This window comes from Kluyvera sp. CRP (genome assembly GCF_019930565.1).
Classification (GTDB): Bacteria; Pseudomonadota; Gammaproteobacteria; order Enterobacterales; family Enterobacteriaceae; genus Kluyvera; species Kluyvera georgiana_A.
Window position 1 is genome coordinate 3150897 of record NZ_CP082841.1, and the last position, 18140, is coordinate 3169036.

The window sequence follows — 18140 nt, forward strand, 5'->3', positions numbered from 1 at the left end:
TCGGTGCTGGTGTTAAAGGCGCGCGCGGTGCTCGCTGCCGATGGAGCCAAAGTCGTTAATCAGCGTCCAGCTCACATCGCCGCTGGCGCCGTTGGGGATGCTAAAACTGGCGGAGCTCATGGGCGCCACGTAGGTAGCATCCTTCACCGTACTGGCGCCGACCTTTAACGTGCTGAAGTTCATGTAATAGGCTGTAGGGTTGCTGACGGTGAGCTTGTTGCCGCTGCGCTGCCAGCTGAGTTTCCCGGTAAGATCTTCCGGTTGTTGCGTCAGAGACTGCGGGCGATAAATTAATTTGATGCGCGTTTTCACCGCTATTTGCAGGGTGTTGACGTTATCTTTCTTTTCAGTCGCCGGGATCGATTTAATATTCAGCCAGTAAAGCGATTCACGGTCTTCGGCAAGATTGCCGCCGGTGCGAATAATCCGCAGGGTGTTTTCTTGCCCGCCGCCCAGGCGAAATAGCGGTGGCGTGACCATAAACGGTGATTTATCCGCGCTGGATTCTCCGGCATCGCTCCATGACTGAATTAAAAAGGATGACTTGTCGGGATTTTTGACGCTAATCGAGGTTTCTTTTTTTTCACCGTTATAAATGACACGGGTCCCCCCGACAATAACGCCTGCCTGCACGGATGCTGATAGCAACGAGACGACAACGATTGGAATATATTTATTCATTGCTTATACCTCGAAAAATAAAGCCGGAAATACCCGGCTTTATTCATTATTAATAACGAGTCATGCCGTACTCAGAGGATTAGTTGTAGGTCAGCGTAAAGTTAACGGAACCATTCGCGTCACCACCGTTAATGGTGGCTTCGGTAGCAATATAGCGAGCGAAGAAGTCGAGGCTGGTGTCAGCCGGTGCCTCGGCCGTTCCTTTGATGGTGACTTCATTGGATTTGGCGCCCAGCGGCAGCGCGGAGCTGTCCGCGTTCAGCAACTGGATGGCGACGCCTTTGGCAACGCTCGCGGTGCCATAGCCGGTCAACTGCAGGTAGTCGTTATTGATGGTATCTGGCTTACCGTCGTATTTAACGGAAACCGGTTTGCCCAGCAGATCAGCTGGGCAGCCGCTTAACACCAGGGTGAATTCGGTCGTGGCTGCCGTATCGCCTGGCGCAGCAAAAGCGGTTTTCGCCACTTCGCCCAGCTCAACGGTCTGCGGGTTGGCGACGGTGCTGTTAACCTGGCAACCGGCTTCGATGATTTTACCGGTAAAATTAACGGTACCATCCTGAGCCATGACTGAAGAAGCAATGCCCATAGAGGTGAAAAATGCGACTGCGGCCAATTTTCCTTTCATTACATATTCCCTATTACATGAGGTAGCATACTTCCACTCTTAATATATTTAATAAGAGTGATAACATTTTTGACGTATTAATTGTGAATGAGATTAATCGTTGTTGATAAACGAATTAACTCGGCGGGAATATTTAATGAATATGTTATTGACAACAATTAATTTAATCTAAAAGGTATATTAAATTAGGGTTAATAAATCCATGCTGATAATTATATTGATGTGTTAATTATGTGGAGGGTGGCGTGAATGGTTGGTAACTTAATGATTAAATTGAATGGATGAAATCATGTCTTTAATTTAAAATTATTTAATTCGATTCTGAAGCATTCGGGAGAATATGTCTATAGGGAACGAATAGAGTAAAATATTTTTTTGTAAAATTGTTTGTTTTGTAATCAGTGGCTGAAATATTTCTCGGCAATGACCTAATCCTGTTATGACTGTGTGTAGGGTGCGCCGAACGCAGAACGAGCGGTTCTGTGCCGTAAAGGTCCGGACGGGCTGTGAATTATTCACCCCGCCTGATACCCTTATATTAAAAATCAGGAGCGCAAATGTATTTGATCAACGGTAAAGCCTCTGACCTCTTACCCGTCGCCGACCGTGGGCTACAGTTTGGCGATGGCTGTTTTACAACGGCGCGGGTGAGGGAAGGGCGCATCGCTTTGCTGGCCGCACATCTCGCGCGGCTACAGCAGGCCTGCGCTCGGCTGGCAATTCCGTTCGACGCGTGGGAGATGCTTGATGAAGAGATGCGGCGCATGGCGTTGCCGCATGCGGACGGGGTGCTGAAGGTGACGCTCACCCGCGGCGCGGGTGGTCGCGGCTATAGCTCGGCAGACTGCCAGCAGCCGACACGAATTCTCAGCATTTCTGCCGCTCCTGCCCACTATGCCCGCTGGAAGGAGACAGGGGCGACGCTGGCGTTGAGCCTGGTTCCGCTCGGGCGTAATCCTTACCTGGCCGGGCTTAAACACCTCAATCGCCTTGAACAGGTGCTGATTCGTTCTCATCTTGAGCAGACAAACGCCGATGAGGCCCTTGTCCTTGACAGCGACGGGTGGCTTACGGAATGCTGTGCCGCCAATCTGTTCTGGCGCTGCGGCAGCGATGTGTATACCCCGCGCCTCGACCAGGCGGGGGTGAACGGTATTATGCGGCAATTTATTATCGCCCAACTGGCACCGACGGCCTATCGCGTGGTCGAAGTGAATGCGCCGCTGTCGGCGCTGGAACAGGCGGATGAAGTGCTGATTTGCAACGCGCTGATGCCGGTAGTCCCCGTTCAACGCTATGCGGATTTGCACTGGTCAGCCCGCGAGCTTTACCAATTTTTAGCCCCAATTTGTGAGTCGTCTGATTAGCATGATGAAACTGTTACGCTTTGTTCTGTTGGTATTGATTGGTCTCGGCATTGCCGCTGGCGTCGGTATGTGGAAGGTGCGTCAGATGGCGGATAGCGCGCTGCTGATTAAAGAAGATACTGTCTTTACGCTGAAAGCGGGGACCGGTCGCCTGGCGCTGGGCGACCAGCTGTATGCCGACAAGGTGATAAACCGTCCGCGCGTTTTCCAGTGGCTGCTGCGCCTGGAGCCAGAACTCTCGCATTTTAAGGCCGGTACCTATCGCTTTACCCCACAGATGACCGTCCGTGAGATGCTGCAACTGCTGGCAAGCGGCAAAGAAGCCCAGTTCCCGCTGCGCTTCGTGGAAGGGATGCGCCTGAGCGATTACCTGAAGCAGCTGCGTGAGGCGCCTTATATCAAGCACACGCTCAGCGATGACAGCTACGCCACCGTCGCGAAAGCGTTGGCGCTGGATAATCCTGAGTGGATTGAAGGCTGGTTCTGGCCGGATACCTGGATGTATACCGCCAATACCACCGACGTGGCCATCCTCAAACGCGCGCATCAGAAGATGGTGACCCAGGTCGATAAAGTCTGGGAAGGCCGCATGGACAACCTGCCGTATCAGGATAAAAACCAGCTGGTGACCATGGCGTCGATTATTGAAAAAGAGACGGCGGTGCCAGAGGAGCGCGATCGCGTGGCGTCGGTGTTTATCAATCGATTACGCCTCGGCATGCGCCTGCAGACGGACCCAACGGTCATCTACGGGATGGGGGAGAGCTACGACGGCAAGATTTCGCGTAAAGATCTTGAGACCCCAACCGCGTATAATACCTACACCATTTCCGGTCTGCCGCCGGGGGCGATTGCCTGCCCGGGCGAAGCGTCGCTGAATGCGGCCGCGCATCCGGCTAAAACGCCATATCTGTATTTTGTGGCCGATGGTAAAGGCGGGCATACGTTTAATACCAATCTTGCAGACCATAACCGGTCGGTGCAGGGTTACCTGAAAGTGCTAAAGGATAAAAATGCGCAGTAATTACATCGTCATTGAAGGACTGGAAGGGGCGGGCAAAACCACCGCGCGGGATGTGGTTGTGGAAACACTGCGCGACCTCGGCGTGAACGACCTGCTGTTTACCCGCGAGCCGGGCGGCACCGTGCTGGCGGAAAAGCTGCGCAGCCTGGTGCTGGACATTAAATCGGTCGGCGACGAAGTGATTACCGATAAAGCGGAAGTGCTGATGTTCTACGCCGCCCGCGTGCAGCTGGTTGAAACGGTGATCAAACCGGCGCTGGCAAGCGGGCAGTGGGTGATTGGCGATCGTCATGACCTTTCCACCCAGGCCTACCAGGGCGGCGGCCGCGGTATCGATCGCACGATGCTGGCGACCCTGCGCGACGCGGTGCTCGGGGATTTTCGCCCGAATCTGACCATTTATCTCGACGTGACGCCGGAAGTGGGCCTCAAGCGCGCCCGCGCTCGTGGCGATCTCGATCGCATCGAGCAAGAGTCGCTGAACTTCTTTAACCGCACCCGCGCGCGCTATCTTGAACTGGCGGCGGCGGATGACAGCATTATCACCGTTGACGCGACCCAACCGCTGGAGAAAGTGATGCGCGATATCCGCGCCGCGGTCACCGCGTGGGTAGCGGAGCAGCAGGCATGAAATGGTATCCGTGGTTACGCCCGCCGTTTGAACAGCTCGTCACGAGCTATCAGGCCGGACGTGGTCACCATGCGCTGCTGGTTCAGGCGCGCAGCGGAATGGGGGCTGACTCGCTGGTCTACGCCATCACCCGTTTTCTGATGTGCCAGAACCCGGACGGCCATAAAAGCTGCGGGCAATGCCATAGCTGTCAGCTGATGCAGGCGGGAACGCACCCTGACTACTACGCGCTGCAGCCCGAGAAGGGCAAAAGTACGTTAGGCATCGACGCGGTACGCGAGGTGAGCGAAAAGCTGTATGAGCATTCTCGCCTGGGCGGCGCAAAGGTGGTGTGGATAGCGGATGCCACGCTGCTGACCGAAGCCGCCGCCAACGCGCTGCTGAAAACGCTGGAAGAACCGCCGAAAAATACCTGGTTTTTCCTTGCTTGTCAGGAGCCTGCGCGGCTGCTGGCAACGCTGCGTAGCCGCTGTCGTTTTTTCCATCTGGCGCCGCCGAGCGAACAGTACGCGCTGGCGTGGCTGGAGCGAGAAAACAGCGCCTCGCGCGATACGCTGCTGACGGCGCTGCGTTTGTCCGATCATGCGCCCGCCGCGGCGCTGGAGCTGTTGGCGCCTGAGACCTGGGCCACGCGCGAAAAATTTTGTCAGGCGCTGGGCGTGACGCTCAACAGCGGCGACTGGCTGGCGTTTTTGCCCTCGCTGAACCATGATTCAGTCGTGCAGCGTTTACACTGGCTGTCGTCATTACTGCTCGATGCCCTCAAATATCAGCAGCGCATTACGCGGCTGACCAATGCCGATAGCCTGCCGCTGGTCGCCCAGCTGGCGCAAGCGCTGTCCGCCGCGCGCCTGCAGGCGATTGTCGCCGATGCTTGCGCCTGTCGTGAACAGCTGCAAAGCGTCACGGGGCTGAACCGCGAACTTATTCTCACCGAGCGCCTTCTGCGCTGGGAACAATATCTGCAACCTGGTGCGGTGCTGCCGGTATCCCACCTCTAAGAGAGACATTATGTTTTTAGTCGACTCGCACTGCCATCTCGATGGCCTTGATTATCAATCCCTGCATAAAGACGTGGATGACGTGATGGCGAAAGCCGCCGCGCGTGACGTCCGTTTTGCCCTGGCGGTGGCGACGACGCTGCCTGGCTATCATCGTATGCGTGAGCTGGTGGGCAATCGCCCGGAAGTGGTCTTCTCCTGCGGTGTGCATCCGCTCAATCAGGATGAACCGTACGATGTTGAAGAGCTGCGCCGTCTGGCGGCAGAAGAGGGCGTGGTGGCGATGGGCGAAACCGGCCTTGATTACTTCTATACGCCAGAAACCAAACCGCAGCAGCAGCTGTCGTTCCGTCACCATATTCAAATTGGCCGTGAGCTGAATAAGCCGGTGATCGTCCATACCCGCGATGCCCGCGCCGATACGCTGGCAATCCTGCGGGAAGAAAAAGTGACGGATTGCGGCGGTGTACTACACTGTTTCACTGAAGACGTGGAGACGGCAGGAAAGCTGTTGGATATGGGTTTCTATATCTCGTTTTCCGGGATTGTGACCTTCCGTAACGCGGAGCAACTGCGCGAAGCCGCACGCTATGTCCCGCTGGACAGGCTGCTGGTTGAGACCGATTCGCCTTATCTGGCGCCGGTGCCGCATCGCGGTAAAGAGAACCAGCCGGCGATGGTGCGTGACGTCGCTGAATACATGGCGGTACTGAAAGGCGTTAGCGTTGAACAGCTGGCGCAGCAGACCACCGAGAACTTCTCGACGCTCTTCCATATTGATCCCGCCCGTCTGCAATCCGCCTGATTTCAGAGCTTATTTTAATGCTCGTAATTAATGGTTAAAGCGAGTACAGTTCACCGCCGTAAAAGTGGCGGTGAATGTTAATCTTGCAACATGCGGACATGTTTTATGTAAAGATTATTCAGTTTTTGCGCCATAGCTCTTTGAAACGTGATAGCCGTCAAACAAAATCACAGGGAATTATTTTACTCTGTGTAATAAATAAAAAGGGCACTTAGATGTCCTGTCCCTGGTGAGTTCCTCCCCTCTCACCGATGCGTGAAAACGTAGATAAAAGTACAAAAAACTCAGGAGCACTCCTTATTATGTTTAAGAATGCATTTGCTAACCTGCAGAAGGTCGGTAAATCGCTGATGCTGCCGGTTTCCGTGCTGCCTATCGCAGGTATCCTGCTGGGCGTCGGTTCCGCAAACTTCAGCTGGCTGCCAGCCGTCGTTTCTCATGTTATGGCAGAAGCAGGCGGTTCTGTTTTTGCTAACATGCCGCTTATCTTCGCTATCGGTGTGGCGTTAGGCTTCACCAATAACGATGGCGTATCCGCACTGGCCTCAGTCGTCGCTTATGGCATCATGGTGAAAACCATGGCTGTGGTTGCGCCGCTGGTACTGCACTTACCGGCTGAAGAAATTGCTGCTAAACACCTGGCTGATACCGGTGTTCTCGGCGGTATCATCTCCGGTGCCATCGCTGCGTACATGTTCAACCGCTTCTACCGCATCAAGCTGCCAGAATACCTGGGCTTCTTCGCGGGCAAGCGCTTTGTACCGATTATCTCCGGTCTGGCCGCTATCTTCACTGGCGTGATCCTGTCCTTCATCTGGCCGCCAATCGGTACTGCTATCCAGACCTTCTCTCAGTGGGCTGCTTACCAGAACCCGGTTGTCGCGTTCGGTATCTACGGCTTCATCGAGCGTTGCCTGGTGCCGTTCGGTCTGCACCATATCTGGAACGTTCCTTTCCAGATGCAGATTGGCGAATACACCAACGCAGCAGGTCAGGTCTTCCACGGCGATATCCCGCGTTACATGGCGGGCGACCCGACTGCGGGCAAACTGTCCGGTGGCTTCCTGTTCAAAATGTACGGTCTGCCGGCAGCCGCTATCGCTATCTGGCACTCTGCTAAACCAGAAAACCGCGCCAAAGTGGGCGGTATCATGATCTCCGCAGCGCTGACCTCGTTCCTGACCGGTATCACCGAGCCGATCGAGTTCTCCTTCATGTTCGTTGCGCCGATCCTGTACGTTATCCACGCGATTCTGGCTGGCCTGGCGTTCCCGATCTGTATCCTGCTGGGTATGCGTGACGGTACTTCCTTCTCTCACGGTCTGATCGACTTTATCGTTCTGTCCGGTAACAGCAGCAAGCTGTGGCTGTTCCCGATTGTCGGTATCTGCTATGCGATCGTGTACTACGTTATCTTCCGCGTGCTGATTAAAGCACTGGATCTGAAAACGCCGGGTCGTGAAGACACCACTGAAGAATCCAAAGCGGGCGCAACCAGTGAAATGGCTCCGGCGCTGATTGCAGCCTTCGGCGGTAAAGAAAACATCACCAACCTCGACGCTTGTATCACCCGTCTGCGCGTGAGCGTAGCCGACGTCGCCAAAGTGGATCAGGCTGGCCTGAAGAAACTGGGCGCTGCGGGTGTGGTTGTCGCAGGTTCCGGCGTTCAGGCGATTTTCGGGACCAAATCCGATAACCTGAAAACCGAGATGGACGACTATATTCGCAATAACTAAGTTATTTCGAAGTCGAAAATTTGGGGAGACTAAGGCAGCCGAATGGCTGCCTTTTTTACATCTGACGGATGGGGGCTGGTCCCGGCGACGCTTCGCCTGGACGGGCTACCTGCAACCTGTAGCTCAGGCGCCGGGGAGCGCGATGCTCAGGCAGACAAAAAAGGGAGCCTTATGGCTCCCTTGGTTTTGTCTGGCCATTAAATCAGAACTGATAGCTTGCGGTAATGCTTACGTTGCGAGGTTCACCGTAAACGATAGAACCGTCGATATTGGTATCGTAGGTTTTATCAAACAGGTTGTTGATATTGCCCTGTAGGGCAAAGTTTTTCGTCACCTGGTAGCGGGTGAACAAATCCACCAGCGCATAGCTACCTTGCTCGGCACGGAAAGTGCCGTACGGTGTTACCGTGTCTTTATACACGCGGTTCTGCCAGTTCACGCCGCCGCCGACGGTCAGCTCCGGCATCACCGGCAGACGATAGCGGGTAAACAGCTTCACGGATGTGCGTGGCAGGTTCGGGTTTACCGCCTTGCCATCACTGTCTTCTGCGACGTAGCGGGTCGCCCCGAAGGTCATCTGCCAGTTATCGGTGAGCGCGCCGTTAATTTCAAACTCTACGCCTTTGCTGACGGTGCCGTCGACGGTGGTGTAGGCGATTTCGCCGTTGCTGCCGGCAATCGGCACGCCGGTAGACTGCCCCAGGTTATCCTGCTCAATACGGAACACGGACAGGGTGGTGGTCAGGCGGCTGTCCATCCAGTCGGATTTCAGGCCCACCTCGTAGTTGTTGCCGGTAATCGGCTTCAGGTATTTACCGGAACTGTCTTTGTCGTTTTGCGGCTGGAAGATAGAGGTATAGCTGGCGTAGGTAGACCAGTTTTCGTTGATGTCATACACCAGGCCCGCATACGGCGTAGTGTGGTTCTGCTCCATGGTGTAGGACAGCGTGTTAACGCTCCAGTTGGTGTAACGCGCGCCGACGATCAGGTGCAGTGGGTCGGCAAGCGAAATACGCGTCGCGGCGTACAGCGACTTCATGCGCGTGGTGTCGTCCTGCGCCAGGCTTTGCGGATCCCAGCTGGTTTGCGGGAAGCTGGCGCTGTTGAAGTTATAGAAGCTGCCAATCTCATCCGGGAAGACGTTGGCCCACGAACTGTAGTAGCGGTTATTTTGCTTGCTATAGCTGCCGCCGAGCATCAGGTTGTGCTGGCGCCCGAACAGGTCATAGCTGCCGTCGGCGTACAAATCCAGCGCGTCTACTTTACGCTTGCCGCTGTTCCAGCCCGTTCCCCCCACATAGTCATAGCCCGGGCCGTAACTGCCGTACGGGCCGACTAACGTACCGTCGGCTTTATTGACGTAAGCATCGATGTACATCATTTTACTGTCGAACTTCACCTCGGAGTGGGTGGCGTTCAGCGTTGCCTGCCAGGTATCGGCGAAACGCTGCGTCAGGGTCATAAAGACCTTATTAATGTCTTTATCGTTGTAGGCCCAATCCGGTGAAGTGCTGTGCGCGCGATCGTAATGGTTGGTGCTGCCGTCGGTATTCCAGCGCGGCAGGCCGCCCCAGGTTGGGCTATTGATATTGATACGTTGATATTCATAGCCAACGGAGAGCGCGGTGGTGTCGCCCAGATCGGCATCGAGAATGCCGGAGAAGAAGGTTTTGTCGTTATTGTAGCGGTCAAGCCAGGAGTCGTTGTTCTGATAGCCGGCCACGATACGCGCACGCACTTTACCGTCTTCGGTCAGTGGGCTTTGCAGGTCGGCAACGTAGCGCTGCTTATTCCAGCTACCATATTCGGCAGAGAGATTGCCTTTAAACGTCTGGCTGATGGCGTGTTTGCGAACCATGTTGATCGAAGCGGAAGGGTTACCGGTGCCGGTCATCAGGCCGTTCGCGCCGCGAACCACTTCCACGCGTTCAAACAGCGCGGTATCGGAAAGGGCATCGCCCAGATTCCAGCGGGATTCAAAATAGGTCGGAATGCCATCGACCATATAGTTGTCAATTTCAAAACCGCGAGAGAAGTAGCTGGTACGGTCGGAATCGGCCTGGCTGCTGGTAATGCCCATGGTGTTGTTCATCACGTCGCCCAGCGTTTGCAACTGCTGATCCTGCATACGTTGCTCGCTGACGATGGTGACCGACTGCGGAATATCGCGCTGGACCATCTGCATCTTCGTGCCGGCAGTGGTGGTTTTCACGCTGTAGTCCTGCGTTTCGCTATCGTTGCCAGTGTTGCTGGTGCCATCAACGATAATCGTATCTTCACTGGCGGCAAAGCTTAAGCCTGGGGACAACGCGAGCGCGATGCCCATCGCCAGCATTGACGGCGCCAGACGGCCGTAGCGGATATTGGAAGTGTGAGACATATAAACCCTTAATCAATCGTCATTATTTTTGTCCGCCGCTCTGTGGTGACGGTCGTGTTATAGGCCAACGCGCATGCGCATAATGAATGCAAATGAGAAATATACGCATTTTTATTACAATGTAAACAAAAGTAAGAATGCGATTGGGAAAGAATGAAACGGGATTTCAGGAGTGGAGAGAAAACAATACGGCCGCATCAGCGGCCGTATAAGGATGAAAAAATAAAAAAATAATCAGTCTGTTATTTCGTTCAGGCGAGGGCGTTTTCTTCCAGTTGACGCATAAACTGACGAACCCAATCCATGCGCGTCTTACGCTCGCCGAGCTCCTGGAAGAACTTCAACCGTGTCGGACCGTCGAGGCGGAAGTGCTGCGGCTGTTTTTGCAGCAGGCCAATCAGCCACGTTGGGTTGACGTGATTCTTCTCGGCAAATTCAATCACGCCGCCTTTCTCGTTGCCTTCCAGCTTACGGATCCCCAGCTTTTGCGCCTGCTGACGCAGACGGGCGATATCCAGCAGATTACGCGCTGCATCCGGTAGCAGGCCGAAGCGATCGATCAGCTCAACTTTGATCTCTTCCAGCTCGTTTTCGTTCTTCGCGCTGGCAATACGCTTGTAGAAGGAGAGGCGCGTGTTAACGTCCGGGATAAAATCATCCGGCAACAGCGACGGCATACGCAGCTCAACTTCGGTTTGCTGGCTGGTTAAATCCTCCAGCGACGGTTCGCGACCCTCTTTTAGCGCATCGACGGCGTTTTCCAGCATCTCCATGTACAGCGAGAAGCCGATGGATTCCATCTGTCCGCTTTGCCCTTCGCCCAGCAGTTCGCCCGCACCGCGAATTTCGAGGTCGTGGGTGGCCAGCGCAAAACCTGCGCCCAAATCTTCCAGCGAGGCGATGGCTTCCAGACGTTTCTGGGCATCCGGGGTCATAGCTTTAGGATGCGGCGTCAGCAGCCAGGCATAGGCCTGGTGGTGCGAACGCCCCACGCGGCCGCGCAGCTGATGCAGCTGCGCCAGACCAAAGTGGTCGGCGCGCTCGATGATGATGGTATTGGCGGTCGGAATGTCGATACCGGTCTCGATAATGGTGGTACACACCAGCACGTTGAAGCGCTGGTGGTGGAAATCGTTCATCACCCGTTCCAGCTCGCGCTCGCGCATCTGGCCGTGACCGATGGCGATACGCGCTTCCGGCACCAGTTCCGCCAGTCTATCGGCGGCTTTCTGAATATTCTCGACATCGTTGTACAGGTAGTACACCTGGCCACCGCGCAGCGTTTCACGCAGGATCGCTTCGCGCACCACCAGACTATCGTACTCACGCACAAAGGTTTTGACCGCCAGACGGCGGGCTGGTGGGGTAGCGATAATCGACAGATCGCGCATACCGCTCATCGCCATGTTCAGGGTTCGCGGAATAGGCGTGGCGGTGAGCGTCAGAATGTCGACGTCGGCGCGCATCGCTTTAATGCGCTCTTTGTGGCGCACGCCGAAGCGATGCTCTTCATCGACGATCAGCAGCCCCAGATCGCGCAGCTTCACGTCGCTTTGCAGCAGCTTGTGGGTACCGATCAGAATATCGATTTTGCCCTCGGCGGCTTCCGCCAGGATCTGCGTCTGCTCTTTGGCGCTGCGGAAGCGGGAGAGCATCTCAATGCGCACCGGCCAGTTGGCGAAACGGTCGCGGAAGTTATCATAGTGCTGCTGCGCCAGCAGGGTCGTCGGCACCAGCACCGCAACCTGCTTATGGTTCTCAACCGCGAGGAAGGCGGCGCGCATCGCGACCTCGGTTTTACCAAAGCCAACATCGCCGCACACCAGACGATCCATAGCCAGCGGCTGGCACATGTCGCTGAGCACCGCGTTGATCGCCTGGGCCTGATCCGGCGTGGTTTCAAACGGGAAGCTGTCGCAGAACAGCTGATACTGTTCACGATCGTGCTTGAAGGCAAAGCCCTCTTTCGCTGCCCGCTGGGCGTAGATATCCAGCAGCTCCGCGGCCACATCGCGCACTTTTTCCGCCGCTTTTTGTCGCGCGCGGCTCCAGGCATCGCCGCCCAGTTTGTGCAGCGGTGCGTTCTCTTCCGCGCCGCCGGCGTAGCGGCTAATCAGGTGCAATGAGGAGACCGGTACGTACAGCTTGGCGTCGTTGGCGTAGGTGAGGATCAGATACTCGGCGGTGATGCCGCCTGCTTCCAGGGTCGTCATGCCGCCGTAGCGCCCCACGCCGTGCTCGAGATGCACCACCGGCTGGCCGATGTGCAACTCCGCCAGGTTACGAATCAGGGTGTCCGGGTTAATGGTCCGACGGGCATCCTGACGACGACGCGCCACGCGCTCACCCAGCAGATCGCTTTCGCAAATCAGCGCCAGGTTATGTTGCGTATCGATAAAGCCATGCTCGGCGGCGCCGATCATCAGATAGTGACCTTTACCGCTTGCTTCATCGAGCCGCTGAATCCGTTTTGGCGACAGCTTGATCCGCGCCAACAGTTCGCCTAACGCTTCGCGGCGGCCCTCGCTCTCTACCGAGAAGACCACCGGCCCGCTAAAGGACTCGATAAACTTACGCAGGTTATCCAGCGGCGATTTATTTTGCGCCTGGACGGAAAGGTCCGGCAGCGGCTGGAAGCCGAGGTTGTTATTCGCCGCTTTGTCTGCCAGATGCTCGGTTTTAAGCTGGATACGCGGCCATTTTTTCAGCTCGCTGTTCAGCTCTTCGGTACGCAGCCACAGCTGGGCGGGCGGCAGCAGCGGACGCATCGGATCCACGCCGCGGTTTTCAAAACGTGCCTGTGCATCAGCCTGGAAACGGTTGGCGCTGGCCTCGACGTCGCCGGTATTCACCAGCAGAGTGTTGGCCGGGAAATAGCTGAACAGCGCGGGCAGCGGCTCGCTGAAGAACAGCGGCTGCCAGTATTCGATCCCGGCAGGCAGCGTGCCTTTACTGACCTGCTGGTAGATATGCTCGGCGTCACGTTTGACCTCAAACTTATCGCGCCATTGGCTGCGGAACAGTTCGATAGCGGTTTTATCGGTCGGGAATTCGTGCGCGGGCAGCAGGTTAATGGCTTCCACCTCTTCCAGCGTACGCTGGCTGTCGACGTCAAACACGCGCAGGCTGTCGATTTCATCGTCGAAGAAGTCAAGGCGATAGGGCTGCTCGCTGCCCATCGGATAGAGATCCAGCAGCGCGCCGCGGGTGGCGTATTCACCGTGCTCCATCACCTGATCGACATGACGATAACCCGCGCTGTCGAGCTGGCTGCGCAGGGCGTCGCGCGACAGGCGCTGGCCTTTTTTCATCACCAGCGCGTGGCCGTGCAGGAAACTGTGCGGGCAGACGCGCTGCATCAGCGTGCTAACCGGCACGATCAATACGCCGCGCTGCATGGTGGGTAACTGGTAGAGCGTCGACAGGCGCGAGGAGATAATATCCTGATGCGGCGAGAAGCTGTCATAGGGCAGCGTCTCCCAGTCGGCGAGGTTCATCACCAGGCTGTCGGTAAACTGAGCAATTTCATCGTGCAGGCGCAGGGCGTTCTGCATATCCGGGGCGATTAACACCACCGGCCCCGCATGACGCTCGGCGATATCCGCCACCAATGTCGCGCAGGCCGCGCCGGTCAGTTCGCCAAGCAGGCGCTGGTCGCCGGGTTTTGTCGGTAGGGCATAACGGGCAAGTTCAGGCATAGTCAGCGCACGTTCTCCAGAAGGCCGTATTTCCACGGTAATAATATAAATTTGCTGTACTTATTATCCGTGATGGTGGCCGGAGTGCAACCGCTGAAAATGCGGGGATGGCGCGTTTCAGATCATTTGCCGCTTCTGCTGGCTGAGCTTGCGGTACTGCTGTGGCGACATGCCGACCAATTTGCTGAAGGTGCTGTAAAAACGGCTGCTGGAGCGAAAACCCGCGGTCATGGCAACGTCAATGATGGTTTTATCCGTATCGCTCAACAGCGCGCGGACGTGGTTGATGCGCATCGCCGTAATGTACTGCTTTAAGGTGAGCTGCATGACGCGCTGGAAAATGCCCATCGCGTAGTTGGCATTCAGCTTCACATGTTCCGCGACGTCATTGATGGTTAACGCCTGATCATAGTTATCGGCAATAAACCCAAGCATCTGGCTGACGTAAAACTGCGCGTGGCGCGAGACGCTGTTTTTGTGCGTGCGTGAGGTCTTATTCAGCAGGATAGGCTGCCAGCCGGAGAGGCTAAAACGCTTAAGCATCAGGGCTATTTCATCGATGGCCAACTGACGAATCTGTTCATTCGGGCTGGCAAGCTCCTGCTGCCAGCGGGTCACTTCAAAGGCGCTCAGCTGCTGAGTGGCGAGCGACTTTATCACCATGCCATGGGTGACGTAGTTGACCAGTTCGCGGTCCAGCGGCCAGGAGAGGAACAAATGCATAGGGAGGCTGAAAATAGCCATCTGCTGACAATGTCCCGGACGGGTGAGCTGGTGCGGCGTACAGGCCCAGAAGAGGGTGATATGCCCTTGTTTTATCTGCACGACTTCATTGTTGATCAGGTATTCGACGTCACCATCAAATGGCACGTTCACCTCGACCTGTCCGTGCCAGTGGCTGGCGGGCATGGCGTGCGGTGGACGGAGTTCAACATCAAGACGCTGGTATTCCGAATAGAGTGAGAGTGGGCTACGGGTCTGTTTTTCATCGCCATTGCACATGTGCGGGTCGGGCGGAAGAAGTGGGATTGGCTCGTTGCTCATGGCGGCTCCATTTCCTGATTTATCAGAATGACGTCAGAGCGGGGAGTTAACAACCGGGAAGTCGGCTGTAAAACCCATCGCTTAGTCTAATAGTAACCGCTAATTCAGGCCGTATACTCTGCTTTTGCGCTCATTTATTCCCAAAAGCTCAGATCACTCGCTGCCCGGTCGCCGATCTGAGTTTATGGGAATGCTCATCGCGGAAGGTGGAAGTTTTCCCGAGTACCGCATGCCACCATGTTCTTGTCCACTTATTGTTCTGGAGAGTCATGATGACAGCACCCAAAATTACTTTTATCGGCGCCGGGTCGACGATTTTTGTCAAAAATATCCTCGGCGATGTTTTTCATCGTGAAGCATTGAAGTCCGCGCATATTGCGCTGATGGATATCGATGCCACGCGGCTGGAAGAGTCGCACATTGTGGTGCGCAAGCTGATGGATTCGGCCGGAGCATCTGGCCATATTACCTGTCATACCGACCAGCGCGCGGCATTGCAGGGCGCGGACTTTGTGGTCGTCGCCTTCCAGATTGGCGGCTATGAACCCTGTACCGTGACCGACTTCGAGGTGTGTAAACGCCACGGGCTGGAACAAACCATCGCCGATACGCTTGGGCCGGGCGGCATTATGCGCGCGCTGCGGACCATCCCGCATCTCTGGCAAATTTGTGAGGATATGAGTGAGCTGTGCCCGAATGCCACCATGCTTAACTACGTTAACCCGATGGCGATGAACACCTGGGCAATGTACGCTCGCTACCCGCACATCAAACAGGTGGGGCTGTGCCATTCGGTACAAGGAACGGCGGAAGAACTGGCTCGCGATCTCGGTATTGATCCCGCTTCGTTGCGTTATCGCTGCGCCGGTATTAACCACATGGCGTTCTATCTTGAACTGGAACGCAAAAACGCCGACGGCGAGTACGTCAATCTCTACCCGGAACTGCTGGCTGCCTATGCCGCAGGCGAGGCCCCGAAGCCAAATATTCATGGCAATACGCGCTGCCAGAACGTTGTGCGCTATGAAATGTTCAAAAAGCTGGGCTACTTCGTCACCGAATCGTCCGAGCATTTTGCCGAATATACGCCGTGGTTTATTAAGCCCGGGCGCGAAGATCTGATCGAACGCTACAAGGTACCGCTGGACGAATACCCTAAACGTTGCGTTGAACAGTTGGCAAACTGGCATAAGGAGCTGGAAGAGTACAAAACCGCTGAACGTATTGATATTAAACCGTCGAGAGAGTACGCCAGCACCATCATGAACGCCCTGTGGACCGGCGAGCCGAGCGTTATTTATGGCAACGTACGTAACGACGGTCTGATTGATAACCTGCCGCAGGGCAGCTGCGTGGAGGTTGCTTGCCTGGTCGATGCGAACGGTATTCAGCCGACAAAAGTGGGGGCGATTCCTGCACACCTTGCGGCGATGATGCAGACCAATATTAACGTGCAGACGCTGCTGACGGAGGCCATTCTGACGGAAAATCGCGATCGTGTTTATCACGCGGCGATGATGGATCCGCATACCGCAGCCGTACTGGGCATCGACGAAATCTATGCGCTGGTGGATGACCTGATTACCGCCCACGGCGACTGGTTGCCAGCCTGGCTGCACCGCTAAAAAAATGACGGCGCCGGGCAAAGTATCCGGCGCTTTACCTCTCGCTAATAACAGAAGGCGGGCACTGGTAACAGTGACCCGGTACCCTATGAGCATCTCTCTGACAACAAAACTCAGTTACGGATTCGGTGCGTTTGGTAAAGATTTCGCCATCGGCATTGTTTATATGTATCTGATGTATTACTACACCGACGTCGTCGGGCTGTCGGTTGGCCTGGTGGGCACGCTGTTCCTTGTGGCGCGTATCTGGGATGCGATTAACGACCCCATCATGGGATGGATAGTGAACGCCACGCGAACGCGATGGGGCAAATTCAAACCGTGGATCCTTATCGGTACGCTTGCGAACTCGCTGATTCTGTTTTTACTGTTCAGCGCTCATCTGTTTGAAGGCACCGCGCAGGTCGTGTTTGTCTGCGTCACCTATATCCTGTGGGGAATGACCTACACCATTATGGATATTCCTTTCTGGTCGCTGGTGCCGACGATTACCCTTGATAAGCGCGAACGCGAACAACTGGTTCCGTATCCGCGTTTCTTCGCCAGCCTGGCCGGATTTGTCACGGCAGGCATTACGCTACCTTTCGTGGAGGCCGTCGGCGGCGCGGATCGTGGGTTTGGTTTCCAGATGTTTACGCTGGTGCTGATTGCTTTCTTTATCGTCTCGACCGTTGTCACGCTGCGCAACGTGCACGAAGTTTTCTCCTCCGACAGCGACGCGGCTTCCGATAGTGCTCGTCTGACGTTAAAAGGGATTGTGGCGCTGATTTACAAAAACGATCAGCTCTCCTGCCTGTTGGGGATGGCGCTGGCTTACAACATTGCCTCTAACATCATTACTGGCTTTGCGATTTACTACTTCACCTACGTGATTGGCGATGCGGCACTGTTCCCGTACTACCTTTCCTACGCGGGCGCGGCGAATTTACTCACTCTGATTCTCTTCCCGAGGCTGGTGAACGCGCTGTCGAGACGCGTACTGTGGGCCGGGGCGTCAATTCTGCCGGTGATCAGCTGCATCGGGCTGTTTGCGATGGCGCTGGCGGGATATCACAACGCGCCGCTGATTATCGTGGCCGGAGTGTTCCTTAACGTGGGAACCGCGCTGTTCTGGGTTCTGCAGGTCATCATGGTGGCGGATACCGTCGACTATGGCGAGTACAAGCTCAACGTTCGCTGCGAAAGTATTGCTTACTCGGTGCAGACGATGGTGGTGAAGGGCGGTTCGGCATTTGCGGCTTTCTTTATCGCCGTGGTGTTGGGCATCATCGGCTATACCCCAAATGTGGTGCAGTCGGCGCAAACCATTCAGGGCATGCAGTTCATTATGATTGCGTTACCGGCACTGTTTTTCATCATGACGCTGGTGCTGTATTTCCGTTATTACCGCCTGAATGGCGATGCCTTGCGTAAAATTCAGATTCACCTGTTGGATAAGTATCGCAAAACGCCATCGCCTGCCGTGGCGCTGGAAAATCCAGCCCCACTGGCGAGCGTTGTACGGGATGTGAAGGCGTAAT

General features: G+C 55.5%; 13 protein-coding genes. 8 read left to right on the plus strand and 5 right to left on the minus strand.

The features are described from left to right. Positions 1 to 12 precede the first annotated feature (12 nt). Together K7B04_RS14745 and K7B04_RS14750 are read right to left on the minus strand one after the other, a co-directional pair. Entirely contained in the window at positions 13 to 681 is a 669-nt protein-coding gene (locus tag K7B04_RS14745; RefSeq protein ID WP_223802351.1) for a fimbria/pilus periplasmic chaperone, read from the minus strand. 79 nt (positions 682 to 760) lie between these two features. Beyond that, entirely contained in the window at positions 761 to 1309 is a 549-nt protein-coding gene (locus K7B04_RS14750) for a fimbrial protein (RefSeq protein ID WP_167576186.1), read from the minus strand. Between the two features lie 557 nt (positions 1310 to 1866). Between K7B04_RS14750 and pabC the strand changes: the two genes are divergently transcribed. The 6 genes from pabC (at position 1867) to ptsG (ending at position 7873) form a co-directional block, all read left to right on the plus strand. Continuing rightward, entirely contained in the window at positions 1867 to 2676 is an 810-nt protein-coding gene (gene pabC / locus K7B04_RS14755) for an aminodeoxychorismate lyase (protein WP_223802352.1), read from the plus strand. A 1-nt stretch (position 2677) separates the two neighbouring features. Then, positions 2678 to 3700: a cell division protein YceG gene (gene yceG, locus K7B04_RS14760; protein ID WP_223802353.1), complete on the plus strand. Its 1023-nt coding sequence runs from the start codon at positions 2678 to 2680 to the stop codon at positions 3698 to 3700. Further along, entirely contained in the window at positions 3690 to 4331 is a 642-nt protein-coding gene (gene tmk / locus K7B04_RS14765) for a dTMP kinase (protein ID WP_223802354.1), read from the plus strand. Before yceG ends, tmk begins: the two co-directional genes overlap by 11 nt. Next, the gene (gene holB, locus K7B04_RS14770; RefSeq protein ID WP_223802355.1) at positions 4328 to 5332 is read left to right on the plus strand and encodes a DNA polymerase III subunit delta'; all 1005 of its coding nucleotides are present in this window, start codon (positions 4328 to 4330) and stop codon (positions 5330 to 5332) included. The genes tmk and holB overlap by 4 nt, the downstream gene beginning before the upstream one ends. A gap of 10 nt (positions 5333 to 5342) precedes the next feature. Then, on the plus strand, positions 5343 to 6137 hold the full coding sequence (locus K7B04_RS14775) for a metal-dependent hydrolase (protein ID WP_065356304.1): 795 nt from the start codon (positions 5343 to 5345) through the stop codon (positions 6135 to 6137). A gap of 302 nt (positions 6138 to 6439) precedes the next feature. Beyond that, a complete protein-coding gene (ptsG, locus tag K7B04_RS14780) occupies positions 6440 to 7873 on the plus strand; it encodes a PTS glucose transporter subunit IIBC (protein WP_064549167.1) in 1434 nt (477 codons plus the stop codon). Between the two features lie 202 nt (positions 7874 to 8075). Here ptsG and fhuE read toward each other — a convergent pair whose 3' ends face one another. The 3 genes from fhuE to melR all read right to left on the minus strand — a co-directional run bounded on the left by fhuE (position 8076) and on the right by melR (position 14995). Beyond that, positions 8076 to 10253 (minus strand): ferric-rhodotorulic acid/ferric-coprogen receptor FhuE, encoded by a 2178-nt coding sequence (fhuE, locus tag K7B04_RS14785; protein WP_223802356.1) that lies wholly within the window; start codon positions 10251 to 10253, stop codon positions 8076 to 8078. A gap of 251 nt (positions 10254 to 10504) precedes the next feature. Then, complete coding sequence (gene mfd, locus K7B04_RS14790) at positions 10505 to 13951, minus strand: transcription-repair coupling factor (RefSeq protein ID WP_223802357.1); 3447 nt, start codon at positions 13949 to 13951, stop codon at positions 10505 to 10507. A gap of 117 nt (positions 13952 to 14068) precedes the next feature. Continuing rightward, positions 14069 to 14995 (minus strand): transcriptional regulator MelR, encoded by a 927-nt coding sequence (melR, locus tag K7B04_RS14795; protein ID WP_163448089.1) that lies wholly within the window; start codon positions 14993 to 14995, stop codon positions 14069 to 14071. 269 nt (positions 14996 to 15264) lie between these two features. On the opposite strand from melR, the gene K7B04_RS14800 reads away from it, so the two are divergent. Further along, positions 15265 to 16620, plus strand: coding sequence for an alpha-glucosidase/alpha-galactosidase (locus tag K7B04_RS14800; protein WP_163448088.1), 1356 nt, complete (start codon positions 15265 to 15267; stop codon positions 16618 to 16620). An 88-nt stretch (positions 16621 to 16708) separates the two neighbouring features. After that, the gene (gene melB, locus K7B04_RS14805) at positions 16709 to 18139 is read left to right on the plus strand and encodes a melibiose:sodium transporter MelB (RefSeq protein ID WP_223802358.1); all 1431 of its coding nucleotides are present in this window, start codon (positions 16709 to 16711) and stop codon (positions 18137 to 18139) included. Position 18140 lies beyond the last annotated feature (1 nt).

Excerpts from the sequence above, each read along its gene's own strand:
- K7B04_RS14750 (WP_167576186.1), bottom strand. The coding sequence starts at position 1,309 with ATGAAAGGAAAATTGGCCGCAGTCGCATTTTTCACCTCTATGGGCATT.
- K7B04_RS14775 (WP_065356304.1), top strand. The coding sequence starts at position 5,343 with ATGTTTTTAGTCGACTCGCACTGCCATCTCGATGGCCTTGATTATCAA.
- ptsG (WP_064549167.1), top strand. The coding sequence starts at position 6,440 with ATGTTTAAGAATGCATTTGCTAACCTGCAGAAGGTCGGTAAATCGCTG.
- tmk (WP_223802354.1), top strand. The coding sequence starts at position 3,690 with ATGCGCAGTAATTACATCGTCATTGAAGGACTGGAAGGGGCGGGCAAA.
- melB (WP_223802358.1), top strand. The coding sequence starts at position 16,709 with ATGAGCATCTCTCTGACAACAAAACTCAGTTACGGATTCGGTGCGTTT.
- holB (WP_223802355.1), top strand. The coding sequence starts at position 4,328 with ATGAAATGGTATCCGTGGTTACGCCCGCCGTTTGAACAGCTCGTCACG.
- fhuE (WP_223802356.1), bottom strand. The coding sequence starts at position 10,253 with ATGTCTCACACTTCCAATATCCGCTACGGCCGTCTGGCGCCGTCAATG.
- mfd (WP_223802357.1), bottom strand. The coding sequence starts at position 13,951 with ATGCCTGAACTTGCCCGTTATGCCCTACCGACAAAACCCGGCGACCAG.
- pabC (WP_223802352.1), top strand. The coding sequence starts at position 1,867 with ATGTATTTGATCAACGGTAAAGCCTCTGACCTCTTACCCGTCGCCGAC.
- yceG (WP_223802353.1), top strand. The coding sequence starts at position 2,678 with ATGATGAAACTGTTACGCTTTGTTCTGTTGGTATTGATTGGTCTCGGC.
- melR (WP_163448089.1), bottom strand. The coding sequence starts at position 14,995 with ATGAGCAACGAGCCAATCCCACTTCTTCCGCCCGACCCGCACATGTGC.
- K7B04_RS14745 (WP_223802351.1), bottom strand. The coding sequence starts at position 681 with ATGAATAAATATATTCCAATCGTTGTCGTCTCGTTGCTATCAGCATCC.
- K7B04_RS14800 (WP_163448088.1), top strand. The coding sequence starts at position 15,265 with ATGATGACAGCACCCAAAATTACTTTTATCGGCGCCGGGTCGACGATT.